Source organism: Pseudomonas sp. NFACC39-1 (genome assembly GCF_900110355.1).
GTDB classification, from domain to species: Bacteria; Pseudomonadota; Gammaproteobacteria; order Pseudomonadales; family Pseudomonadaceae; genus Aquipseudomonas; species Aquipseudomonas tehranensis.
The window spans coordinates 442255-464677 of record NZ_FODL01000004.1; the positions used below are offsets into that span (position 1 = coordinate 442255).

Consider the following 22423-nt stretch of genomic DNA (forward strand, 5'->3'; position numbering starts at 1 on the left):
AGTGGCGAAAACCTTGCAATTGTTTGACGCAGCTCTGTGGAACCGGCCACCAAAGCATCTATGCTGCACCTCTTTAACGGCCGCTGCATGGCCGACTTGAACCGTATAAGGCCCGCTATCCCTTGACCAGTCCTCTCCTGCAAACCGTCGGCCTCGCCTGTGAGCGAGATTTGCGGCTGCTTTTCGAGAATCTCGAATTGAGACTCTCGCATGGCGATATGGTGCAGATCAGCGGCCCTAACGGCAGTGGCAAGACCAGCCTGTTGCGCCTGTTGGCCGGGTTGATGCAGCCCACCGCCGGCCAGGTGCTGCTCAATGGCCAGCCGTTGCACAGCCAGCGCAGCGAACTGGCCCGCAACCTGCTCTGGATCGGCCATGCCGCCGGCATCAAGGATTTGCTGACGCCTGAAGAAAACCTCAGTTGGCTCTGCGCGCTGCATCGACCGGCCGGGCGCGAGGCGATCTGGCAGGCGCTGGCGACGGTGGGCCTGCGCGGCTTCGAAGACGTGCCGTGCCACACCCTGTCCGCCGGCCAGCAGCGCCGCGTGGCCCTGGCCCGGTTATATCTCGACAGCCCGCCGCTATGGATTCTCGACGAGCCGTTCACCGCTCTGGACAAGCAGGGCGTGGCGCAGCTCGAGGAGCACCTGGCCGGGCACTGCGAGAGGGGGGGCATGGTGCTGTTGACCACCCACCACACATTGGCGCGGATGCCATCCGGTTATCGCAACATCGATCTTGGGAACTGGGCTGTATGAGTGTGTTTGGCCTGCTGCTTGCCCGCGAGGCGCGCCTGTTGTTCCGCCGTCCGGCCGAACTGGCCAATCCGCTGGTGTTCTTCGCGATAGTCATCGCACTGTTCCCGCTGGCGGTCGGTCCCGGGACTCAATTGTTGCAAACCTTGTCGCCGGGGCTGGTCTGGGTGGCGGCCCTTTTATCGGTCCTGCTCTCGCTGGACGGGCTTTTCCGCAGTGATTTCGAGGACGGATCCCTGGAGCAGTGGGTCCTTTCGTCGCACCCCCTGGCCCTTCTGGTTTTGGCCAAGGTACTGGCACACTGGGTTTTTTCCGGCCTGGCGCTGGTCCTGCTCTCGCCGTTGCTGGCAATGATGCTGGGCTTGCCCGCTGCCTGCATGCCGGTATTGTTGGTGTCGCTGTTGCTGGGCACGCCGGTGTTGAGCCTGCTCGGCGCAGTCGGCGCGGCATTGACGGTGGGGTTGAAGCGCGGTGGCCTGTTGCTGGCGCTGCTGATCCTGCCGCTGTATATCCCGGTGTTGATCCTCGGTAGTGGGGCCTTGCAAGCCGCGCTGCAAGGCATGCCGGCAACCGGTTATCTGCTGTGGCTTGGGAGCCTGACCGCCCTGGCGATAACCCTGACACCCTTTGCAATAGCCGCTGGCCTGAAAATCAGCGTCGGCGAATAATAATGACGCCTGGTCGAAAACTGACCACTTCTTCTGAAGTAAAGGCAGACTGGCGGCCCGTGATAGCGTGCCGCAACCGTGATGGAAAACAGCAATGAACTGGACCTGGTTTCATAAGCTCGGCTCACCCAAGTGGTTCTACGGCATCAGCGGCAAACTGTTGCCCTGGTTGAGCCTCCTGGCAGTGCTGCTGATGGGCATTGGCGGAGTCTGGGGCCTGGCCTTCGCCCCGCCGGACTACCAGCAGGGCAACAGCTTTCGCATCATCTACATTCACGTGCCCACGGCGCTGTTGGCCCAGTCCATCTACGTGATGCTGGCGGTGTGCGGTGTGGTCGGGCTGGTGTGGAAAATGAAACTGGCGGACGTGGCCCTGCAATGCGCCGCCCCCATCGGTGCCTGGATGACCGCCGTAGCGCTGGTCACCGGCGCGATCTGGGGCAAACCGACCTGGGGCTCATGGTGGGTCTGGGATGCCCGACTGACGTCGATGCTGATCCTGCTGTTTCTGTACTTCGGTCTTATTGCGCTGGGCAACGCCATCAGCAATCGTGACAGCGCCGCCAAGGCTTGTGCGGTGCTGGCGATTGTCGGCGTGATCAACATCCCGATCATCAAGTACTCGGTGGAGTGGTGGAACACCTTGCACCAGGGCGCGACCTTCACCCTCACCGAAAAACCGGCGATGCCGGTGGAGATGTGGCTGCCGCTGTTGCTCACAGCGCTGGGTTTCTACTGTTTCTTCGGCGCTGTGCTGTTAATGCGCATGCGCCTGGAAGTGCTCAAGCGCGAGTCCCGGGCCAGTTGGGTGAAGGCCGAAGTACAGAACAGCCTGGAGGCCGCTCGATGAGTTTTGCGTCATTCGGCGATTTTCTCGCCATGGGCCATCACGGCCTGTATGTCTGGTCAGCCTATGGCATCTGCCTGGCGGTGCTGGCCCTCAACGTGGCGGCGCCGATCCTGGCCCGCAAGCGGTATCTGCAACAAGAGGCGCGTCGTCTGCGCCGGGAGAACGGTCAGTGAATCCGCTGCGCAAAAAACGTCTTGTCATCATTCTTGCCCTCCTGGTGGGTGTCGGCGCTGCGGTCGGCCTGGCCCTGAGCGCCTTGCAACAGAACATCAACCTGTTTTACACCCCGACCCAGATTGCCAACGGCGAAGCGCCCCAAGACACGCGCATCCGTGCCGGCGGCATGGTGGAGGAGGGGTCCCTGGTGCGTACCGGGGACTCGCTGGACGTGAAATTCAACGTCACCGATTTCAACAAGACCGTGACCATCACCTATCGTGGCATCCTGCCCGACCTGTTTCGCGAAGGGCAGGGCATCGTCGCCCTGGGCAAGCTCAATGCCGAAGGCGTGGTGGTGGCCGATGAAGTCCTGGCCAAGCACGACGAAAAATACATGCCGCCGGAAGTGACCAAGGCTTTGAAAGACAGCGGCCAGTCGGCGCCCGCTCCCGTGAAGGAGGGTTGATCGATGACCGGTCTGTTTATTCCCGAGCTGGGTCACCTGGCGATGATCCTGGCTTTGTGTTTCTCCATCGTTCAGGCGGTGGTGCCTTTACTCGGTGCCTGGCGTGGCGATCGTTTGTGGATGAGCCTGGCCCAGCCGGCGGCTTGGGGGCAGTTCGCCTTCATGTTGTTCGCCTTCGGTTGCCTGACCTACGCCTTCATGGTTGACGATTTTTCCGTGGCGTACGTTGCCGGCAACTCCAACAGCGCCTTGCCTTGGTACTACAAGTTCAGCGCAGTGTGGGGCGCCCATGAGGGGTCTCTGCTGCTCTGGGCGTTGATCCTCGCCGGCTGGACCTTCGCGGTCTCGGTGTTCTCCCGGCAGTTACCGCAAGTGATGCTCGCCCGTGTGCTGGCGGTGATGGGCATGATCAGCATCGGTTTTCTGCTGTTCCTGATCCTCACGTCCAACCCCTTCGAGCGCATCTTGCCGCAGGTGCCGTTGGATGGCCGCGACCTCAACCCGTTGCTGCAGGACATCGGCCTGATCGTTCACCCGCCGATGCTCTACATGGGGTACGTTGGATTCTCAGTGGCCTTCGCCTTCGCCATCGCCGCGCTGCTGGGCGGTCGTCTGGATGCCGCATGGGCGCGCTGGTCGCGTCCTTGGACCATCGTCGCCTGGGCTTTCCTGGGCATTGGCATCACCCTGGGTTCGTGGTGGGCTTATTACGAACTCGGCTGGGGAGGCTGGTGGTTCTGGGACCCGGTGGAAAATGCCTCGTTCATGCCCTGGCTGGTGGGCACCGCGCTGATTCACTCGCTGGCCGTCACGGAAAAACGTGGGGTGTTCAAGAGCTGGACCGTGCTGCTGGCCATCGCGGCATTCTCCCTCAGCCTGCTGGGAACCTTCCTGGTGCGTTCCGGCGTACTGACTTCGGTGCATGCCTTTGCCTCCGACCCTGAGCGTGGTGTGTTCATCCTGATGTTCCTGCTGTTCGTGGTTGGCGGCTCGCTGACGCTGTTCGCTTTGCGGGCGCCGGTGGTGAAAAGCCAGGTCGGCTTCAACCTCTGGTCCCGGGAAACCCTGTTGCTGGGCAACAACCTGGTGCTGGTGGTCGCCGCGTCGATGATCCTGCTGGGTACGCTGTACCCGCTGGTGCTCGACGCGCTGACCGGCGCCAAGCTGTCGGTCGGCCCGCCGTACTTCAATGCATTGTTCATTCCGCTGATGGCGATCCTGATGGTGGTGATGGCTGTCGGCATGCTGGTGCGCTGGAAAGACACGCCGGTCAAATGGCTGATGGGCATGCTGACGCCCGTGCTGCTGGGCACTGCTGCCCTGGCCGTCATTGCCGCGATTGCATATGGCGATTTCAACTGGGCGGTACTGGCGACTTTCGTGCTGGCGGCCTGGGTGTTGCTGGCTGGCGTGCGGGATATCTTCGACAAGACCCGCCACAAAGGCCTGATCAAGGGCCTGCCCACCCTGACTCGCAGTTATTGGGGCATGCAGATCGCCCACCTGGGCATCGCCGTCTGCGCCCTGGGTGTGGTGCTGTCCAGCCAGAACAGCGCCGAGCGCGACCTGCGTCTGGCACCCGGAGAGTCCATGGACCTGGGGGGCTATCAGTTCGTATTCGAGGGGGCCAAACATTACGAAGGCCCGAACTTCACCTCCGACAAAGGCACTGTGCGGGTCATTCGCAACGGTCAAGAAATCACCGTGCTGCATCCGGAAAAACGCCTCTACACCGTGCAGAATTCGGTGATGACCGAAGCCGGGATCGATGCCGGTTTCACCCGCGACCTCTACGTAGCGCTGGGCGAGTCCCTGGGTGATGGGGCATGGGCGGTGCGGGTCCACGTCAAGCCGTTCGTGCGCTGGATCTGGTTCGGTGGCCTGCTGACGGGCCTGGGCGGAATACTGGCGGCGCTGGATCGTCGTTATCGGGTCAAGGTAAAAACCCGGGTGCGTGAAACCCTGGGCATGACGGGAGCCCCTGCATGAAGCGTTGGTTGATGGTGTTGCCGCTGGCTCTGTTCCTATTGATGGCGGTGTTTTTGTACCGAGGGCTCTACCTGAACCCGGCCGAATTGCCGTCGGCGATGATCGGCAAGCCGTTCCCGGAGTTCTCCCTGCCGTCGGTGCAGGGCGACAAGACCCTGACGCGGGCGGACCTGCTGGGCAAACCGGCGCTGGTCAATGTCTGGGGCACCTGGTGCATTTCCTGCCGGGTTGAACATCCGGTATTGAACAAACTGGCCCAGAACGGCGTGGTGATCTACGGCGTCAATTACAAGGACGTCAACGCCGATGCCTTGAAGTGGCTGGCCGAGTTCCACAACCCGTATCAACTGGATATTCGTGATGAAGAAGGCTCTCTGGGCCTGAACCTGGGCGTTTACGGGGCGCCGGAAACCTTCTTCATCGACGCCAAGGGCGTCATCCGCGACAAGTTCGTCGGCGTGATCGACGAACAGGTCTGGCGCGAAAAACTGGCCGCCAAGTATCAGGCGCTGGTCGATGAGGCCAAGCCATGAAGCGCTGGTTAGCAGCCGTTATCCTCGGCGTGAGCCTGGCCGGCGTGGCCCACGCCGCCATCGACACCTACGAATTCGCCAACGAGGGCGAGCGCGAGCGGTTCCGTGAACTGACCAAGGAACTGCGCTGCCCCAAGTGTCAGAACCAGGATATCGCCGATTCCAACGCACCGATTGCCGCCGATCTGCGCAAGGAAATCTTCCGCATGCTCGGCGAGGGCAAGGACAACCAGCAGATCATCGATTTCATGGTGGACCGCTATGGGGAGTTCGTGCGCTACAACCCGGCCTTGACCTCCAAGACCGCACTGCTCTGGTTTGGCCCCGCCGGGCTGTTGCTCGGTGGTTTCGTGGTCATCGCGGTGATTGTGCGTCGCCGCCGGGTCCAGCGCACGGCTGCCCCGGACACGCTTTCTGTCGAAGAGCGCCAGCGCCTCGACCAACTGTTGGATAAAACCAAGCATGATTGATTTTTGGCTCGCCGCAGGTCTGCTTCTCCTGGTTGCCCTGAGTTTTCTGTTGATCCCCGTATTGCGTGTTCGCCGCGCCCAGCGCGAAGAGGACCGTACCGCGCTCAACGTGGCGCTGTATCAGGAGCGCGTCGCCGAGTTGCAGGCCGAGCAGGAAGAGGGCGTGCTGAATACCGCGCAGCTGGACACCGGCCGCGCCGAAGCCGCGCGAGAACTGCTCGCCGACACCGAAGGCGCTGATGCGCCGCGCGAGTCTCGCTTGGGTAAACCGTTGCCGTTACTCGCCGCCGTGCTGGTGCCGGTGCTGGGCCTGGGGCTGTATCTGCATTTCGGCGCCAGCGACAAGGTCGAGCTGACCCGCGAATTCGCCCAGGCGCCGCAGTCGATGGAAGAAATGACCCTGCGCCTGGAGCGCGCGGTGGCGGCGCAACCGGATAACGCCGAGGGCTTGTATTTCCTCGGTCGCACCTACATGGCCCAGGACCGGCCGGCGGATGCCGCGAAGATCTTCGAGCGGACCGTGGCGGTGGCCGGTCGCCAACCCGAGTTGTTGGGCCAGTGGGCTCAGGCGCAGTATTTCGCCGATGGCAAGAAATGGTCGGACAAGGTCCAGGCCCTGACCGACGAAGCGCTCAAGCTCGATCCCAAGGAGGTCACCAGCCTGGGCCTGCTGGGAATCGCCGCGTTCGAAGGCGAGCGCTATCAGGAGGCCATTGATTACTGGGGCCGTCTGCTCGCGCAACTGCCGGAAGGCGACAAGTCCCGTGATGCGCTACAAGGCGGTATCAACCGCGCCACCGAGAAGCTTGAGGCCAGCGGCGGCAAGGTTGCCCAGGCGCCAGTGAGCAAGGCTGCGGCATTGCTCAAGGTGCGCGTCGAGCTGGCGCCGGAGCTCAAGGCCAAGGTGCAGCCGGGCGACAGCGTGTTCATCTTTGCCCGCGCCGCTTCCGGCCCGCCGGCGCCGCTGGCGGCCAAGCGCCTGACCGTCGCTGACCTGCCTGTTACCGTGGAACTGGGCGATGCGGACGCCATGATGCCGCAACTGAAACTGTCGAACTTCCCTGAAGTCCAACTGGTGGCGCGCATTTCCCGGGCCGGTCAACCGACCGCCGGTGAATGGATCGGCCGCAGCAAGCCTCTGGCGAGCAGCACCACGGCGCAGCAACAACTGACTATCGACAGCCCGGATAAATAACAGGAATTCGCACCATGACCGCCATCGCTCGTATCACCCTGCTCACGCTCGTCCTGGGCCTGAGTGCTTGTGCGGTCCAGCGTCCGCCGCAGCCGTCGGCGCCGCTGCCTCCCATCCCGTCTTCAGGCCCGGCCACCAAGCCGGGGCCGTCGACCGCCCCAAGCAAGCCCGTCACGCCGAACACACCGGCCAAGCCGTTGCCCCGTACTTCCGCCAGCTTCGCCCCACCACCCGGCGGCAATAGCCACTGGGACGCCAAACTTGGGGTCTATGTGCTGGACAACCACACCAACACCTTCTATCGCCAGCGCACCTATTACCGCTGGAGCAACGGCTGGAGCCGCTCCATCAGCCCCAACGGGCCGTGGGAAGAGACCACCATCGAAGGTGTTCCGGCGGGGTTGGGGCGTCAGTTCCGCTAAAAGAAACCACCCCGTGGCGAGCCGGGCTCTGTAGGAGCTGTCGAGCGAAGCGAGGCTGCGATTTTTATCTTTCACTCAAGATCCAAGCGTTTGTGGAAAGATCGCAGCCTCGCTTCACTCGACAGCTCCTACGCAGTTCGGCAGGTGATGGTTTTCAAGGTTCGACCTGTCATGCCCGGCGTCGTAGAATGCGCGCCTTTGCGAGCCTTCATCGGCCAACCGCGTATTTATCGGAGCACCTGACCATGACGACTACCCCGACCGGCGACTATCTGGAAACCCTCTACGAAGGCTACGGCCAGCGTTTTCGGATGGACAAGCTGCTGCACGAAGTGCGCACCGAGCACCAGCACCTGGTGATTTTCGAGAACCCGCGCATGGGCCGGGTGATGGCGCTCGATGGGGTGATCCAGACCACCGAAGCCGACGAATTCATCTACCACGAAATGCTGACCCACGTACCGATTCTCGCCCACGGCGCGGCCAAGCGCGTGTTGATCATCGGCGGTGGCGACGGCGGCATGTTGCGCGAGGTGACCAAGCACCTGGGCGTTGAGCACATCACCATGGTGGAAATCGACGGCACCGTGGTGGACATGTGCAAGGAGTTCCTGCCCAACCACTCCAAAGGCGCCTACGACGACCCGCGGCTGAACCTGGTGATCGACGACGGCATGCATTTTGTCGCGACCACTCAGGAGAAATTCGACGTCATCATTTCCGACTCCACCGACCCGATCGGTCCGGGTGAAGTGTTGTTTTCGGAAAACTTCTACCAGGCCTGTCACCGCTGCCTGAACGAAGGCGGCATTCTGGTGACCCAGAACGGCACGCCGTTCATGCAACTGGGCGAGGTACAAACCACCGCCGGACGTCTGCGTGGCCTGTTTGCCGACTGGCATTTCTATCAGGCCGCCGTGCCGACCTACATTGGCGGCGCGATGACTTTCGCCTGGGGCTCGACGGATACCGCCTATCGCAAGCTGTCTCGCGAGACCCTGCGCGAGCGTTTCATTGGCAGCGGTATCATCACCCGCTACTACAACCCCGAAGTTCACCTCGGCGCGTTCGCCATGCCGCAGTACGTTCTGCAGGCAATCAACAAACCAAGTAACGACTGATCGGGAACAACGCTGACCTGTGGTCAGGGATCTATCCCCTGACCACAGTGCGGTTCGGCACACAATTCATCGGGCAATCCGCGGTTTTGTGTTTGCGAATAGTCATTGAACAAAATTTTCACAGCCCCTCGCGGACAATCCCGGCGCTTGTTGCGGTCGGTGAGTCAAATGGCGATGCCCCGCCATTCATTCAACGCTTGCGCACCCGCGCAGACCCAGGGACCCGGGTGATGGTCGGCATAGGACGCGCCGTTGTTCTATTCGCCCCCAACCCCTTTAGGTCCTTACACGACATGGCAATCCCGGACGCCCTGAGTCAGCACCGCACCACGCATCGCCTGCTGCAACCGACCGTCAAATCACACCTGGTCTACACCTTGCTCTGTGCCCTGGTCATGATGATCATGTTCAGCCTGTTGCGCGTGGCGCTGCTGGTCTACAACCGCGAAATGATCCTCGACTCCCCGGCCTCTACCTTCGTTGAGGCATTCGTCAACGGACTGCGTTTTGACCTGCGTCTGGTGGTCTATCTGTGTATTCCGCTGCTGCTGGCCTTGTTCAGCGCGCGGGCCATGGCGGCACGTGGTTTTTTTCGTTTCTGGCTGACCGTCACCGCCAGCATCGGGCTGTTCCTCGGTCTGATGGAGATGGACTTCTACCGCGAGTTTCACCAGCGTCTCAACGGCCTGGTCTTCCAGTATGTGCAGGAAGACCCGAAAACCGTGATGAGCATGCTCTGGTACGGTTTCCCGGTGGTGCGCTACCTGTTGGCGTGGGCCGTGGGCACGCTGATCCTCGCGATGGCGTTCAAGGGCGCCGACCGCGCGACCCGACCGCGCGGGCCGTTCAGTGGCGGCACGATCGGCACACGCCAGGTTGCTCCGTGGTACGGGCGTGTCGCGGTGTTCCTGGTCTGCTTGGTCGTGGCCGTGGGAGCCGCCCGGGGCACACTGCGCCAGGGGCCGCCCATGCGCTGGGGTGACGTCTACACCACCGATTCGAACTTTGCCAATCAGTTGGGCCTCAATGGCACGTTGTCACTGGTGGCTGCGGCCAAGAGCCGGATGTCCGAACACCGTGACAATATCTGGAAAGCCACCCTCGAGCAGCCGCTGGCCCAGCAGACCGTGCGGGACATGCTGGTGATGCCCGACGACAAACTGGTCGATGCAGACACCGCTGCCGTACGTCGCGACTACACGCCACCCGCCGACAAGACTTTGCCGATCAAGAACGTGGTGGTGATCCTCATGGAAAGCATGGCGGGTCACTCGGTGGGCGCCCTGGGCGCGCCGGGCAATATCACGCCTTATCTGGACAAACTGTCCAAGGAAGGTCTGCTGTTTGACCGCTTCTTCTCCAATGGCACCCACACCCATCAGGGCATGTTTGCCACCATGGCGTGTTTCCCGAACCTGCCGGGTTTCGAGTACCTGATGCAGACACCTGAAGGCAGCCACAAGTTTTCCGGGCTGCCGCAACTGCTCAGTGCCCGCGACTACGACGACGTGTATGTCTACAACGGTGATTTCGCCTGGGACAACCAGTCGGGCTTCTTCAGCGGCCAGGGTATGACCACATTCATCGGGCGCAATGATTATGTGAACCCGGTGTTCTCCGATCCGACCTGGGGCGTGTCCGATCAGGATATGTTCGACCGTTCCCTGATCGAGCTCAAGGCACGGGAAAACGGCAAGCCGTTCTATGCGCTGCTGCAAACCCTCTCCAACCACACGCCGTATGCGTTGCCGACACCGTTGCCGGTGGAGCCGGTCACGGACCGTGGCAGCCTGAATACGCACCTGACCGCCATGCGTTATTCCGATTGGGCGCTGGGGCAGTTCTTCGAAAAGGCTCGTAAGGAGCCTTATTTCAAGGAAACACTGTTTGTCATCGTCGGTGACCACGGTTTTGGTAACGAGCGCCAGCTTACCGAAATGGACTTGGGTCGTTTCAACGTGCCCATGCTGTTGATCGGCCCGGGTATCCAGGAAAAGTTCGGCCAGCGCAACCACACCGTGGGCACCCAGGTCGATATCGTCCCGACCATCATGGGCCGGATCGGCGGGCAAGTGCGTAACCAGTGCTGGGGCCGCGATTTGTTGAACCTGCCGCCAGGCGACAGCGGATTTGGCGTGATCAAACCGTCGGGCAGTGACCAGACCACGGCGATCATCCGCGACGACAAAATCCTGGTGTTGCCGAGGGAAAAGGAAATGGCGCCGAAGTTGTATCGCTACCAACTCGGTGCCCTGCCACGCGCGGATGTCATTGCCGACGCGCCGCAGGCGGCTGAAATGAAACTCAAGCTGGAGGCGTTTCTGCAAACCGCCACCAAGAGCCTGCTGGATAATACCGCCGGCGTGACACAGGGTGTTCCGGACTGAAAAGTCCAGCGCATAAAAAAAGAGGCCTTAACGGGCCTCTTTTTTTGTCACTTAGTGGTTCATATCTTGCCCAGTAACAGCAGGATCAACAGCACTACCAGTACGACACCGAGGATACCGGACGGGCCGTAACCCCAACTTCTGGAGTGAGGGAAGACCGGCAGGCCACCGATCAGCAGGAGGATCAGGATAATGATGAGTATTGTGCCCATTGGTGATTTCCTTATTGGTCAGTTCTGGAGTGATGCAACTTTCAACTACCAGCACGCATGCATTAAATCCGGGCGGCTTAATATGTCCGACCGTAACGTCCTGTAAAAAATTCAAAGTTTTTTAGTGCTCCAAAGAACCCCTCTATGGGAGCGAAGCTGTTCCACAGCGCTGTTCCCCTGAAAACCCATTAAGGTTTGCCCTCGCCATTCAGCACTCTGATGGAGCGTGGGTCCGGCAAGGTCCTTCGCTACACTCGGCTCATCTCTCCCGGAACAACAAGGCTGTTTGCTATGCAAAATCGCATGATGATTACCGGTGCCGGTTCTGGCCTGGGTCGCGAAATCGCGCTGCGCTGGGCCCGCGAAGGCTGGCGCCTGGCCTTGTCGGATGTCAGTGAGCCGGGCCTTCAGGAAACCCTCAGGTTGGTGCGTGACGCTGGCGGCGACGGTTTTGTCCAGCGCTGCGACGTGCGCGACTACAGCCAACTGACGGCGTTTGCCCAGGCCTGCGAAGAGAAGCTCGGTGGCATCGACATCATCGTCAACAATGCCGGTGTGGCCTCGGGTGGATTCTTCAGCGAACTGTCCCTGGAGGATTGGGATTGGCAAATCGCGATCAACCTGATGGGCGTGGTCAAGGGTTGCAAGGCGTTCTTGCCGTTGCTGGAAAAAAGCCACGGCAAGATCATCAACATCGCCTCCATGGCCGCCCTGATGCAAGGCCCGGCCATGAGCAACTACAACGTGGCCAAGGCCGGCGTGGTGGCGCTGTCGGAAAGCCTGTTGATCGAGCTGGCGCAGCAGGAAATCGGTGTGCATGTGGTGTGCCCGTCGTTTTTCCAGACCAACCTATTGGACTCCTTCCGCGGCCCTACGCCGGCGATGAAAGCCCAGGTTGGCAAGTTGCTGGAAAGCTCGCCGATCAGCGCGGCCGATATTGCCGACTACATCTATGAGCAGGTCGCCCAGGGCCAGTTCATGATCCTGCCTCACGAGCAAGGGCGCATGGCCTGGGCCATCAAGCAAAAGAATCCGCAGTTGCTGTACGACGAAATGACCGTCATGGCCGACAAGATGCGCGCCAAGGCTCGGCAGAACCCGAGTTGACCTGAGTGTCCGGCGTCCTCAGGATGGCCACATTCGGCCCTCCTGATGGACGCTCCCATGCTCAACTACTTTTGGTTCTTTCTCGCCGCGCTGTTTGAGATCGCCGGCTGTTACGCTTTCTGGATGTGGCTGCGCCAGGGCAAGAGCGCCTGGTGGATCGCGCCGGCGCTGCTGAGCCTTACGCTGTTCGCCCTGTTGCTGACCCGCATCGAGGCGACTTACGCCGGTCGTGCCTACGCCGCCTATGGCGGGATCTATATCATCGCCTCGATCGGCTGGCTGGCCGTGGTGGAGCGAGCGCGGCCGCTGGCTTCCGACTGGGTGGGTGTGGCGCTCTGCGTGGTGGGGGCGAGTGTGATTCTGTTTGGTCCGCGGATTTCCACCTCTTGAATAAGTCCGCTATCTGACAGGGTTTTGCAGGACGTTTCCTTCAGTTGCCAGAGTCTTGCTTGTAGGGCGTTACTGAATTCTTGAGGGTGTCTTGAGAACCTCAAGCGGGCCGGGCATGGTCAAGGTCCAGATATTCTTAAGGACAAGAACCATGCTCGTACTTAGCCGCGCTGTGGGTGAACTGATTTCCATCGGTGATGATATTTCCGTCCGAGTGCTCTCGGTCAACGGCACCACTGTTCGTTTTGGCGTGGAAGCGCCACGGCACATCGACGTTCATCGCTCCGAGATCTACGAAAAGATTCAGAAAAAAAGGGCCCAGGCCAGCCGCAAGGTCTGTTCAGTCGAATAGATGCTTGGGTACGTCGTGCTTGAGCATCAACTGGCACTGTTCGCTTTCCGGGTCGAAGACGATCATCGCCTGGCCTTTGGTCAAGGCCTGCCGGACCCGCAATACGCGGGTCTCCAGCGGCGTGTCGTCGCCATTGTCGGTGCCGTCGCGGGTCACGAAATCTTCGATCAGGCGAGTGAGCGTGTCGACTTCGAGTTGGTCGTGGGGGATCAGCATGGGGTACCTCGGCTAGACAATGTCGCGATGCTACGGCCAAAGGGCTTTTGCGGCTAGCCTTGGGTTTGGGTGTCTGTTCAGGCCTCATCGCGAGCAGGCTCGCTCCCACATGGGCTCAGCGTCGAGCACAAACTTTATGCTCAATGAAGATATCCCTGTGGGAGCGAGCCTGCTCGCGATGGCGGCATGACTGGCACTGAGATTCTGGAATTTTGCTCAGTTATCCGACCGCTGCCCAATCAAACTGTCCACCGACGGCACTCGGGTATCGCTTTCCATCTGCGCATCGTGTTCGAGCTGATGGCTGAAGCGGTCCAGCGAGCCCTGGGCCGGTTGGGCGTCGCTGGCGAATACCGGTGGGCTGAGGATGTAGGCGCCGAGCAGGCGGCTCAGGGCGGCCAGGCTGTCAATGTGAGTGCGTTCGTAGCCATGGGTGGCGTCGCAGCCGAAGGCGAGCAGGGCGGTGCGGATATCGTGGCCGGCGGTGACGGCGGAATGGGCATCGCTGAAGTAATAACGGAACAGGTCGCGGCGCGCCGGCAGTTCGTTTTCCCTGGCCAGCTTCAGCAAGTGCCGTGACAGGTGATAGTCGTAAGGGCCCCCGGAATCCTGCATCGCCACACTTACCGCGTGTTCGCTCGAGTGTTGGCCCGGTGCGACCGGGGCGATGTCGATGCCGACGAACTCGCTCACATCCCAAGGCAGTGCCGCCGCCGCGCCGCTGCCGGTTTCCTCGGTAATGGTGAAGAGCGGGTGGCAGTCGATCAGCAGTTCTTCGCCGCTGTCGACAATCGCCTTGAGCGCCGCCAGCAGCGCCGCAACCCCGGCCTTATCGTCCAGGTGTCGGGCACTGATATGGCCACTCTCGGTGAACTCCGGCAGAGGATCGAACGCTACATAATCGCCAATGCCCACGCCCAGGGATTCGCAATCGGCGCGGGTGGTGCAGTAGGCGTCCAGGCGCAGTTCGATGTGATCCCAACTGATGGGCATCTCATCGACGGCGGTATTGAATGCGTGCCCGGACGCCATCAACGGCAGTACGCTGCCGCGGATCACCCCCGTGTCCGTAAACAGGCTGACCCGGCTGCCTTCGGCAAACCGGCTGGACCAGCAACCCACCGGCGCCAGGGTCAGGCGCCCGTTGTCCTTGATCGCGCGCACCGAGGCGCCGATGGTGTCCAGGTGAGCCGATACGGCTCGGTCTGGGCTGCTCTGGCGGCCCTTGAGGGTGGCGCGGATGGTGCCGCGCCGGGTCATTTCAAAAGGAATGCCCAACTCTTCCAGCCGCTCGGCGACATAACGGACGATGGTGTCGGTGAAACCGGTGGGGCTGGGAATGGCGAGCATTTCCAGCAGGACCTTTTGCAGGTATTCGAGATTCGGTTCGGGAATCTTGCTGATCATGGAAACTCCTCCAGGAAGGTTTAAGTAAGGGAAACCCGTGGCGAGGGAGCTTGCTCCCGCTCGACCGCGAAGCGGTCGCCGTTCAGATCTCCGGCCTGTCCCACAAACCCGGTTATAGATGGAGGGGGCTGCTTCGCAGCCCAGCGGGAGCAAGCTCCCTCGCCACAGAGAAAAGACCTAGGCCACCGCCTGACTATGAGGAAACAATAAATCCACAAAGCGCTCGGCAGTGGGTTGCGGTTCGTGGTTGGCCAGGCCGGCGCGTTCGTTGGCTTCGATGAACACGTATTCGGGCTGATCGGCCGCCGGCACCAACAGGTCGAGGCCAACCATGGGGATATCCAAGGCCCGCGCGGCGCGTACCGCAGCTTCGGTCAGGGTCGGATGCAGGATCCCCGTGACATCTTCCAGCACGCCGCCCGTATGAAGGTTCGCCGTACGCCGCACGAACAGGTGTTTACCGGCCGGCAGCACACTGTCGTAGTCATAGCCGGCCGCGCTCAATGTGCGTTGGGTCTCGGCGTCCATGGGGATCTTGCTTTCACCTCCCGTAGCCGCTTGTCGGCGGCGGCTTTGGGCTTCGATCAGCGCGCCGATGGTGTGCTGACCGTCGCCGATCACCTCCGCCGGCCGCCGGATCGCTGCGGCCACCACTTCAAAGCCAATCACCAGGATGCGCAGGTCCAGGCCTTCGTGGAAGCTTTCCAGCAACACCCGGCTGTCAAACTGGCGGGCCGTTTCAATTGCGCTCTGCACTTCTTCAATCGTGCGCAGATCCACTGCCACCCCCTGGCCCTGTTCACCGTCCAGAGGCTTGACCACCACCCGTTCGTGCTCATCGAGAAATGCCAGGTTGTCATCGGCGTTGCCTGCCAATTGCTGGGCCGGCAAGTTCAGGCCTGCGTTCTTCAGCACTTTGTGGGTCAGGCTTTTGTTCTGGCACAGGGTCATGCTGATAGCGCTGGTCAGGTCGCTGAGGGATTCACGGCAGCGGATCCGGCGGCTGCCATGGACCAGGGTAAACAATCCACCTTCGGCGTCGTCCACCTGGACTTCGATGCCCCGGCGGTGAGCCTCTTCGACAATGATGCGCGCATAAGGATTGAACTGCGCCTCGGGGCCTGGCCCCAGGAACAACGGCTGATTGATGCAGTTCTTGCGTTTGATGGCGAACGTCGAAAGGTTCCGGAACCCGAGTTTGGCGTAGAGACTTTTCGCCAGGCGATTGTCGTGCAGCACCGAAAGATCCAGGTAACTTAGGCCCCTGCTCATGAAGTGCTCGATGAGGTGACGCACCAGGACCTCACCGACACCGGGCCGCGAACACTGCGGATCCACGGCCAGGCACCAGAGGCTGCTGCCGTTTTCCGGGTCGTTGAAGGCTTTCTGGTGATTCAGGCCCATGACGCTGCCGATCACCGCGCCGGTGTCATCATCTTCGGCCAGCCAGTAGACCGGCCCGCCCTCATGGCGCGGTGTGAGCCGTTGCGGATCGATGGGCAACATGCCCCGGGCCTGATACAGCAGGTTGATCGCCTGCCAATCGGCGTCGCTTTGCGCCCGGCGAATTCGGAAACCGCGAAATACCCGGGTGGCCTGGCGATAGTCGCTGAACCACAGGCGCAAGGTGTCGGATGGATCGAGAAACAGCTGCGCCGGTTCCAGCCCGAGTATTTGCTGGGGCGCGGCGACGTACAAGGCAATGTCGCGCTCACCCGATTGCTCATTGAGCAGCTCTTGGGCCAGGCTCGCCGGGTCCGGGAAGGTGTGGCCGATCAGCAATCGGCCCCAGCCGCAGTGCACCGCGATCGGGTCGGCGCCCAGTTCGCTGCCGTCTTCGGCCAGTCGCGCCTGCAGGCGTTCGTAGGAGGGCGCCTGGCCCCGCAGCAGGCGTTGATTGTGGGGTTTCATCGATCAGATTCCTTGTTCGCTGAGCCACAGGTTCAGCGCCGCCAGTTGCCACAGCCTTGAGCCGCGCAACGGGGTGAGCTGGCCGTTGGGGTCGGTCAGCAGTCGATCCAGCATCGCCGGGTTGAACAGGCCGCGATCCTGACTCGGATCCAGCAGCAGTTCGCGGACCCAGGCCAAGGTGTTGCCTTCCAGATGCTTGAGACCGGGTACAGGGAAATAGCCTTTTTTGCGGTCGATGACTTCGCCGGGGATCACCCGTCGAGCGGCTTCCTTGAGGACCTGTTTGCCGCCGTCGGGCAGCTTGAATTTAGCCGGGACCCGCGCCGAGAGTTCCACCAGTCGGTAATCCAGGAATGGCGTGCGCGCTTCCAGGCCCCAGGCCATGGTCATGTTGTCGACACGCTTGACCGGGTCGTCCACCAGCATCACCGTGCTGTCCAGGCGCAGGGCCTTGTCCACCGCCGCGTCGGCGCCCGGCTGGGCGAAGTGTTCCTTGACGAAGTCACCGGCCGCGTCGTTGGCCGTCAGCCATTTGGGCTGCACGGTAGCGGCATATTCTTCATAACTGCGATCAAAGAACGCGGCGCGATAGGCCGCGTATGGATCACTGGCGCCATCCACCTGCGGATACCAGTGGTAACCGGCGAACAGTTCATCGGCGCCCTGGCCGCTTTGCACCACTTTGCAATGCTTGGACACTTCCCGTGACAACAGGTAGAAGGCGATGCAGTCGTGACTGACCATCGGCTCGCTCATGGCCCGAAACGCCGCCGGCAGTTGCTCGATGATTTCTTTTTCGTCGATGCGTAGCTGATGGTGATGAGTGCCGTAGTGCTTGGCGATCAGGTCTGAATACTGGAACTCGTCACCGCGCTCGCCACCGGCGTCCTGGAAGCCGATGGAGAAGGTGGACAGGTTTTCCACACCGACTTCCCGCAGCAGGCCCACCAGCATGCTGGAGTCCACGCCGCCGGAAAGCAGCACGCCCACATCCACGGCGGCACGCTGACGAATGGCGACCGCTTCGCGGGTGCTGTCGAGCACGCGGTCGATCCAGTCCTGCAGGTTCAGGTTTTGCTCATCGGCCCGGGGACCATAGGGCAGGGTCCACCAGGTTTTCTGCTCGGTGGAGCCGTCGGCTTCGACCCGCATCCAAGTGGCGGGCGGCAGCTTTTCAACGCCGGCCAGCAGGGTGCGGGGCGCCGGGACCACGGCATGGAAGTTCAGGTAATGGTTCAGCGCCACCGGGTCGAGCATCGGGCTGATGTCGCCGCCCTTGAGCAGCGCCGGTAACGCCGAGGCAAAGCGCAGGCGCTGGCCGGTGCGCGACAGGTACAGCGGCTTGACACCGAGACGGTCGCGGGCGATGAACAGCCGCTTGGCGTCGCGTTCCCAGATGGCGAAGGCGAACATGCCGTTGAGCTTGGGTAACAGCGCTTCGCCCCAGGCGTGGTAGCCCTTGAGCAGCACTTCGGTGTCGCCACCGGAATAGAAGGCGTAACCCAGGCCTTCCAGCTCGGCGCGCAATTCAGGGTAGTTGTAGATCGCGCCGTTGAAGGCCAGGGACAGGCCCAGTTGATTGTCGATCATCGGCTGGGCCGAGCCGTCGGACAGGTCCATGATTTTCAGGCGCCGATGACCCAGGGCAATGGGGCCCTGACTGTGGAAACCCCACGCGTCGGGGCCGCGAGGGGCCAGGTGATGGGTGATTCGCTCTACGGCCGCAAGGTCCGCAGGTTGTTGATCGAAACGTAACTCTCCAGCTAATCCGCACATAAGTCCTTACCGGTTTTTCCGTTGGGGAGGTGAAACCGCACGCGCCGAAATGGCAGGTACTCTGAAACTGACCGATGGGATTGCCGTGAGTTTTAGATCAATGCGTTATAAGCCGATGGGTGGGGGACGGTGGGTTCAGTTCCGACGTCAGTTGAACGCATACTTGTGGCGAGGGGATTTATCCCCGCTGGGCTGCGAAGCAGTCCTAAAACCTGGCACCTCGGTTTATAAGGCAAACAGTGTTGGGCTCACTGTCTGGGGCCGCTTTGCAGACCAGCGGGGATAAATCCCCTCGCCACAGGTTGCTGAGCGTCCCTACCCCTGATTTTTGCCCCGAACCAGCGACCGCAACGCAAACCGGTTCGGATGGCAGGCTTCGGCCACGCTGCGGGGCAGGGGCAGGGGTTCGTTGTCCAGCCAGGCGGCAATCAACTCGCCCGACAAGGGCGCGGTGATCAGGCCCCGAGACCCGTGGCCGCTGTTGACGTACAAGCCCTCGAGCCAGGGGCATGGGCAGTCCGGCACCTGGCGGGCGTCCTTGCTCAGCGCCGAGTACGCCAGGGTGAAGGCGCGACTTTCGGCCAAGGGACCGACAATCGGCAGATAGTCCGGGCTGGTGCAACGGAACGCCGCGCGGCCCTGGAGGTGTTCCGGGTCCAGATTGCTGGCGTCCAGGCGTTCCACCAGATCAGCAGAGATTTGCTCCAGCATCTGCAGGTTGCCGGCGTGCTCGGCGGCGGTGGGGGTCAGGTCGTCGTTCTTGAAATCGAAACTGGCCCCCAGGGTGTGCTCGCCCAACCGTGCCGGCGCCACGTAGCCTTCAGCGCAGACCACCGTGCGCAGTGCCTGGCTGTGGGCGGTTTGCGCCAGGCGGGTGATTTGTCCGCGAATGCGCTTGAGGGGCAAGTCGGCGGCTGCGTCGAAGCGTTTGATCTCGGCGGCGCTGGCGAGGATCACGACGGGTGCACTGGCCAGGCAACGTTCACTGTCCCAGGCCTGCCATTGGCCGTCGACGCGGCGCAGCTCGAGGACTTCATGGTGGGCTTGCACCTCAATCTTGAGGCCGGATGCCTGCCAGCGGCACAGCGCGGGCGGATGGACCCAACCGCCTTGCGGGTAAAACAGACCGCCACAGGCCAGGCCGATACCGGACTGCGCCTCGGCCTGGGGCTGATCCAGGACGTGCAGCAAATCCTCGGCAAAGGCCTCGGCCAATTGCGCCTGGCGCTCGGCTTCCTTGTCGCTGAAGGCCAGTTGCAAGACACCGCAGCCGTCCCAGTCGACCCCTCGCTGCAGATGTTCGAGCAAGCGTCGGGTGTAACCGAAACCACTGAGGATCATCTGCGACAACGCCGTGCCATGGGCCGACAGCTTGAGATACAACACGCCCTGCGGGTTGCCGGAGGCTTCTTCGGCCAACCCGGCATGCCGTTCCAGCAGCGTCACCTGCCAGCCACGGGCCGCCAGGCTGGCTGCGCTGGCGCAACCAGCGAGGCCGCCGCCGATCACCAAGGCCCGACGCTCACCGTTGTGCGCCGCGGGGCGGGCGTACCAGGGTTTAACCAGGGGCGGGGCGGGCGTCAGCTGCGGCCAGCCGAGAAACACTCCGCGAAGGATTTCCCATTTATGGCCGATGCCCGGCGTGCGCTTCATCTTGAAACCGGCCGCGTTCAACAACCGTCGCACCCAGCCGGTGCTGGTGAAGGTGCTGAGGGTCGCGCCGGGCGCAGCCAAGCGCGCCAGTTCGGCAAACAGCTCGGCGGTCCACATCTCGGGATTTTTCGCCGGCGCGAAACCGTCCAGGAACCAGGCATCGACTTGCGCATCCAGCTGCGGCAATTGCTCCAGGGCATCGCCGATCAACAAGGTCAGCGTCACCCGACCGTCCGCCAGCGTCAGGCGCTGGAAGCCCTGATGGATTGCGACGTACTGCGCAAGCAGTTGATCAGCCTGAAGCTTGAGCTGTGGCCACAAGTCCAGTGCCCGGCGCAGGTCCTCAGGGCTCAAGGGGTACTTCTCGACACTGACAAAGTGCAGCCGCGCCCCGGCCGGCGCGCACTGTTCGAACAATTTCCAGGCGCAGAGAAAGTTCAGCCCGGTGCCGAACCCGGTTTCACCGATCACCAGCCGCCCGTCGTCCGGCAGTGCGGCAAAACGCTCGGCCAGGTTGTTCTGCTCAAGGAACACATAGCGGGTTTCTTCCAGGCCCGACTGGTCGGAAAAATACACATCGTCGAACACCCGCGAGCGCGGGCGACCTTGATCGTCCCAGTCGAGTTGGGCGTGGTGCTGTACGGGCGTCATGGCAGGCTCGGTCAAAACGGGGAGGTCATTCTAGCCGATCGATCGCTGAGCGCTCCCTTGCGTATGCATTTGTCGGCGCTGCCGAGTGCACGGCCGGCGTCCAATCCGCTAGTCTTGCCCCATTCCCTGGAAGGAGCTGCCCATGTTCGAATCCGCCGAAATTGGTCACGTCATCGATAAAGAGACCTATGACGCCGAAGTACCGGCACTGCGTGAAGCGTTGCTCGAAGTCCAGTACGAGCTCCATCAGCAGCGTCGTTTTCCGGTCATTGTGCTGATCAACGGCATCGAAGGTGCGGGCAAGGGCGAAACGGTGAAATTGCTCAACGAGTGGATGGACCCGCGGCTGATCGAAGTGCGTACCTTCGATCAGCAGACCGACGAGGAGCTGGCGCGACCACCGGCCTGGCGTTATTGGCGGATGCTGCCGGCCAAGGGACGCATGGGGATTTTCTTCGGCAACTGGTACAGCCAGATGCTGCAGGGGCGCGTGCATGACCAGATCAAGGACCCACGGCTCGACCAGGCCATCAATGGCGCTGAACGGTTGGAGAAAATGCTCTGCGATGAAGGCGCGCTGATCTTCAAGTTCTGGTTTCACCTGTCCAAGAAACAGATGAAAGCCCGGCTCAAGGGGCTCAAGGACGACCCGCTGCACAGCTGGCGCATCAGCCCACTGGACTGGCAGCAATCCCAGACCTACGACAAGTTCGTCAAATACGGTGAACGGGTACTGCGCCGTACCAGCCGTGATTACGCGCCCTGGCATGTAATCGAAGGCATGGACGCCTATTACCGCAGCCTTACGGTCGGGCGGATCTTGCTCGACGGGATGCGTCAGGCGCTGGCCCGGTCGAAGGTCAATGCGGATAAAGTCAGCGTGGCGCCGTTGCCAGCGCTGGACGAGCAAATCACGCTGTTGGACAGCCTGGACATGACCTTGCGCCTGGACAAGGCCGACTATGAAGAGCAACTGATCACCGAACAGGCGCGTTTTTCCGGCCTGTTGCGCGATAAACGCATGCGCCGCCATGCCCTGGTGGCAGTGTTTGAAGGTAACGATGCAGCGGGCAAGGGCGGCGCGATCCGACGGGTCGCGGCAGCGCTCGACCCGCGCCAGTACAGCATCGTGCCGATTGCCGCGCCCACCGAAGAAGAGCGCGCCCATCCTTACATGTGGCGGTTCTGGCGGCATATCCCGGCGCGGGGCAAGTTCACTGTGTTTGATCGCTCCTGGTACGGGCGGGTGCTGGTGGAGCGGGTCGAAGGTTTTTGCAGCAAGGCCGACTGGCTGAGGGCCTACGGCGAAATCAATGATTTCGAGGAGCAGATTGCCGATGCCTCGGTGGTGGTGGTCAAGTTCTGGCTGGCCATCGACAAGGAGACTCAACTGGAACGCTTCCAAGAGCGTGAAGCGATCCCTTTCAAACGCTTCAAGATCACCGAGGACGACTGGCGCAACCGTGACAAATGGGATGCCTACCGGGCGGCGGTGTGCGACATGGTCGATCGCACCAGCACCGAGATTTCTCCCTGGACCCTGGTGGAGGCCAATGACAAGCGCTGGGCCCGGGTCAAGGTGTTGCGCACGCTTAATGAGGCGCTGGAGGAAGCCTTCGAGCGCTCAGCAAAACAGGCGCGCAAAGCCAGGAAGGGCAAGTAGTGGGCGATGGGAACGCATACGCGAGGTGAATGATCGTCGCGGCCGGTTATGCAGTGGATTTATGCTCAAT

General features: G+C 61.8%; 22 protein-coding genes. 16 read left to right on the top strand and 6 right to left on the bottom strand.

The window, feature by feature from the left end; translation table 11 throughout:
• Window positions 1–122 precede the first annotated feature (122 nt).
• The 12 genes from ccmA (at window position 123) to BMY45_RS11500 (ending at window position 11015) form a co-directional block, all read left to right on the top strand.
• Complete coding sequence (ccmA, locus tag BMY45_RS11445; protein WP_092397573.1) at window positions 123–758, top strand: cytochrome c biogenesis heme-transporting ATPase CcmA; 636 nt, start codon at window positions 123–125, stop codon at window positions 756–758.
• Window positions 755–1423, top strand: a complete 669-nt coding sequence (gene ccmB / locus BMY45_RS11450; RefSeq protein WP_047226272.1) for a heme exporter protein CcmB — start codon at window positions 755–757, stop codon at window positions 1421–1423. Before ccmA ends, ccmB begins: the two co-directional genes overlap by 4 nt.
• A 94-nt stretch (window positions 1424–1517) precedes the next feature.
• Window positions 1518–2273, top strand: coding sequence for a heme ABC transporter permease (locus tag BMY45_RS11455; RefSeq protein WP_092397575.1), 756 nt, complete (start codon window positions 1518–1520; stop codon window positions 2271–2273).
• On the top strand, window positions 2270–2446 hold the full coding sequence (gene ccmD / locus BMY45_RS11460; protein WP_007939192.1) for a heme exporter protein CcmD: 177 nt from the start codon (window positions 2270–2272) through the stop codon (window positions 2444–2446). The genes BMY45_RS11455 and ccmD overlap by 4 nt, the downstream gene beginning before the upstream one ends.
• Window positions 2443–2898, top strand: coding sequence for a cytochrome c maturation protein CcmE (ccmE, locus tag BMY45_RS11465; protein WP_092397577.1), 456 nt, complete (start codon window positions 2443–2445; stop codon window positions 2896–2898). The genes ccmD and ccmE overlap by 4 nt, the downstream gene beginning before the upstream one ends.
• A gap of 3 nt (window positions 2899–2901) precedes the next feature.
• Window positions 2902–4887: a heme lyase CcmF/NrfE family subunit gene (locus BMY45_RS11470; protein ID WP_092397579.1), complete on the top strand. Its 1986-nt coding sequence runs from the start codon at window positions 2902–2904 to the stop codon at window positions 4885–4887.
• Window positions 4884–5420 carry a DsbE family thiol:disulfide interchange protein gene (locus BMY45_RS11475; RefSeq protein ID WP_092397581.1) on the top strand — a complete coding sequence of 179 codons (537 nt, stop codon included), beginning with the start codon at window positions 4884–4886 and terminating at the stop codon, window positions 5418–5420. The genes BMY45_RS11470 and BMY45_RS11475 overlap by 4 nt, the downstream gene beginning before the upstream one ends.
• Window positions 5417–5890 carry a cytochrome c-type biogenesis protein gene (locus BMY45_RS11480; protein WP_092397583.1) on the top strand — a complete coding sequence of 158 codons (474 nt, stop codon included), beginning with the start codon at window positions 5417–5419 and terminating at the stop codon, window positions 5888–5890. Before BMY45_RS11475 ends, BMY45_RS11480 begins: the two co-directional genes overlap by 4 nt.
• Window positions 5883–7085, top strand: a complete 1203-nt coding sequence (gene ccmI / locus BMY45_RS11485) for a c-type cytochrome biogenesis protein CcmI (protein WP_092397585.1) — start codon at window positions 5883–5885, stop codon at window positions 7083–7085. The genes BMY45_RS11480 and ccmI overlap by 8 nt, the downstream gene beginning before the upstream one ends.
• Window positions 7086–7099: 14 nt before the next feature.
• On the top strand, window positions 7100–7507 hold the full coding sequence (locus BMY45_RS11490; protein ID WP_092397587.1) for a hypothetical protein: 408 nt from the start codon (window positions 7100–7102) through the stop codon (window positions 7505–7507).
• A 245-nt stretch (window positions 7508–7752) separates the two neighbouring features.
• Window positions 7753–8628, top strand: coding sequence for a polyamine aminopropyltransferase (gene speE / locus BMY45_RS11495; RefSeq protein ID WP_092397589.1), 876 nt, complete (start codon window positions 7753–7755; stop codon window positions 8626–8628).
• Window positions 8629–8921: 293 nt separating this feature from the next.
• Window positions 8922–11015 carry an LTA synthase family protein gene (locus BMY45_RS11500; RefSeq protein ID WP_092397591.1) on the top strand — a complete coding sequence of 698 codons (2094 nt, stop codon included), beginning with the start codon at window positions 8922–8924 and terminating at the stop codon, window positions 11013–11015.
• A 59-nt stretch (window positions 11016–11074) separates the two neighbouring features.
• Here BMY45_RS11500 and BMY45_RS11505 read toward each other — a convergent pair whose 3' ends face one another.
• Window positions 11075–11227, bottom strand: coding sequence for a DUF3309 family protein (locus BMY45_RS11505; RefSeq protein WP_092397593.1), 153 nt, complete (start codon window positions 11225–11227; stop codon window positions 11075–11077).
• A gap of 291 nt (window positions 11228–11518) precedes the next feature.
• Here BMY45_RS11505 and BMY45_RS11510 point away from each other — a divergent pair, with 291 nt between their 5' ends.
• The 3 genes from BMY45_RS11510 (at window position 11519) to csrA (ending at window position 13076) form a co-directional block, all read left to right on the top strand.
• Complete coding sequence (locus BMY45_RS11510; RefSeq protein WP_092397595.1) at window positions 11519–12334, top strand: SDR family oxidoreductase; 816 nt, start codon at window positions 11519–11521, stop codon at window positions 12332–12334.
• 57 nt (window positions 12335–12391) lie between these two features.
• The gene (locus BMY45_RS11515) at window positions 12392–12724 is read left to right on the top strand and encodes a YnfA family protein (RefSeq protein WP_092397597.1); all 333 of its coding nucleotides are present in this window, start codon (window positions 12392–12394) and stop codon (window positions 12722–12724) included.
• A gap of 151 nt (window positions 12725–12875) precedes the next feature.
• Window positions 12876–13076 (top strand): carbon storage regulator CsrA, encoded by a 201-nt coding sequence (gene csrA / locus BMY45_RS11520; protein WP_092397599.1) that lies wholly within the window; start codon window positions 12876–12878, stop codon window positions 13074–13076.
• On the opposite strand, the gene BMY45_RS11525 is transcribed toward csrA, so the two are convergent.
• The 5 genes from BMY45_RS11525 to mnmC all read right to left on the bottom strand — a co-directional run bounded on the left by BMY45_RS11525 (window position 13065) and on the right by mnmC (window position 20690).
• Window positions 13065–13292 (bottom strand): YheU family protein, encoded by a 228-nt coding sequence (locus BMY45_RS11525; protein ID WP_024778700.1) that lies wholly within the window; start codon window positions 13290–13292, stop codon window positions 13065–13067. The two genes, csrA and BMY45_RS11525, sit on opposite strands and share 12 nt — an antisense overlap.
• Before the next feature lie 216 nt (window positions 13293–13508).
• Window positions 13509–14699 (bottom strand): osmoprotectant NAGGN system M42 family peptidase, encoded by a 1191-nt coding sequence (locus BMY45_RS11530; protein WP_092397601.1) that lies wholly within the window; start codon window positions 14697–14699, stop codon window positions 13509–13511.
• A gap of 177 nt (window positions 14700–14876) precedes the next feature.
• Window positions 14877–16610, bottom strand: a complete 1734-nt coding sequence (gene ngg / locus BMY45_RS11535; protein WP_092397603.1) for an N-acetylglutaminylglutamine synthetase — start codon at window positions 16608–16610, stop codon at window positions 14877–14879.
• 3 nt (window positions 16611–16613) lie between these two features.
• Entirely contained in the window at window positions 16614–18386 is a 1773-nt protein-coding gene (locus BMY45_RS11540; RefSeq protein WP_092397605.1) for an N-acetylglutaminylglutamine amidotransferase, read from the bottom strand.
• A 315-nt stretch (window positions 18387–18701) separates the two neighbouring features.
• On the bottom strand, window positions 18702–20690 hold the full coding sequence (mnmC, locus tag BMY45_RS11545; RefSeq protein WP_092397607.1) for a bifunctional tRNA (5-methylaminomethyl-2-thiouridine)(34)-methyltransferase MnmC2/FAD-dependent 5-carboxymethylaminomethyl-2-thiouridine(34) oxidoreductase MnmC1: 1989 nt from the start codon (window positions 20688–20690) through the stop codon (window positions 18702–18704).
• Window positions 20691–20832: 142 nt separating this feature from the next.
• Here mnmC and pap point away from each other — a divergent pair, with 142 nt between their 5' ends.
• The gene (gene pap / locus BMY45_RS11550; RefSeq protein ID WP_092397609.1) at window positions 20833–22353 is read left to right on the top strand and encodes a polyphosphate:AMP phosphotransferase; all 1521 of its coding nucleotides are present in this window, start codon (window positions 20833–20835) and stop codon (window positions 22351–22353) included.
• Window positions 22354–22423 lie beyond the last annotated feature (70 nt).

Coding starts and splice junctions, on each gene's coding strand:
- pap (WP_092397609.1), top strand. CDS start 20,833: ATGTTCGAATCCGCCGAAATTGGTCACGTCATCGATAAAGAGACCTAT.
- BMY45_RS11530 (WP_092397601.1), bottom strand. CDS start 14,699: ATGATCAGCAAGATTCCCGAACCGAATCTCGAATACCTGCAAAAGGTC.
- BMY45_RS11475 (WP_092397581.1), top strand. CDS start 4,884: ATGAAGCGTTGGTTGATGGTGTTGCCGCTGGCTCTGTTCCTATTGATG.
- BMY45_RS11470 (WP_092397579.1), top strand. CDS start 2,902: ATGACCGGTCTGTTTATTCCCGAGCTGGGTCACCTGGCGATGATCCTG.
- ccmB (WP_047226272.1), top strand. CDS start 755: ATGAGTGTGTTTGGCCTGCTGCTTGCCCGCGAGGCGCGCCTGTTGTTC.
- BMY45_RS11480 (WP_092397583.1), top strand. CDS start 5,417: ATGAAGCGCTGGTTAGCAGCCGTTATCCTCGGCGTGAGCCTGGCCGGC.
- BMY45_RS11490 (WP_092397587.1), top strand. CDS start 7,100: ATGACCGCCATCGCTCGTATCACCCTGCTCACGCTCGTCCTGGGCCTG.
- ngg (WP_092397603.1), bottom strand. CDS start 16,610: ATGAAACCCCACAATCAACGCCTGCTGCGGGGCCAGGCGCCCTCCTAC.
- speE (WP_092397589.1), top strand. CDS start 7,753: ATGACGACTACCCCGACCGGCGACTATCTGGAAACCCTCTACGAAGGC.
- csrA (WP_092397599.1), top strand. CDS start 12,876: ATGCTCGTACTTAGCCGCGCTGTGGGTGAACTGATTTCCATCGGTGAT.
- BMY45_RS11505 (WP_092397593.1), bottom strand. CDS start 11,227: ATGGGCACAATACTCATCATTATCCTGATCCTCCTGCTGATCGGTGGC.
- mnmC (WP_092397607.1), bottom strand. CDS start 20,690: ATGACGCCCGTACAGCACCACGCCCAACTCGACTGGGACGATCAAGGT.
- ccmI (WP_092397585.1), top strand. CDS start 5,883: ATGATTGATTTTTGGCTCGCCGCAGGTCTGCTTCTCCTGGTTGCCCTG.
- BMY45_RS11510 (WP_092397595.1), top strand. CDS start 11,519: ATGCAAAATCGCATGATGATTACCGGTGCCGGTTCTGGCCTGGGTCGC.
- ccmD (WP_007939192.1), top strand. CDS start 2,270: ATGAGTTTTGCGTCATTCGGCGATTTTCTCGCCATGGGCCATCACGGC.
- BMY45_RS11515 (WP_092397597.1), top strand. CDS start 12,392: ATGCTCAACTACTTTTGGTTCTTTCTCGCCGCGCTGTTTGAGATCGCC.
- BMY45_RS11500 (WP_092397591.1), top strand. CDS start 8,922: ATGGCAATCCCGGACGCCCTGAGTCAGCACCGCACCACGCATCGCCTG.
- BMY45_RS11540 (WP_092397605.1), bottom strand. CDS start 18,386: ATGTGCGGATTAGCTGGAGAGTTACGTTTCGATCAACAACCTGCGGAC.
- BMY45_RS11455 (WP_092397575.1), top strand. CDS start 1,518: ATGAACTGGACCTGGTTTCATAAGCTCGGCTCACCCAAGTGGTTCTAC.
- BMY45_RS11525 (WP_024778700.1), bottom strand. CDS start 13,292: ATGCTGATCCCCCACGACCAACTCGAAGTCGACACGCTCACTCGCCTG.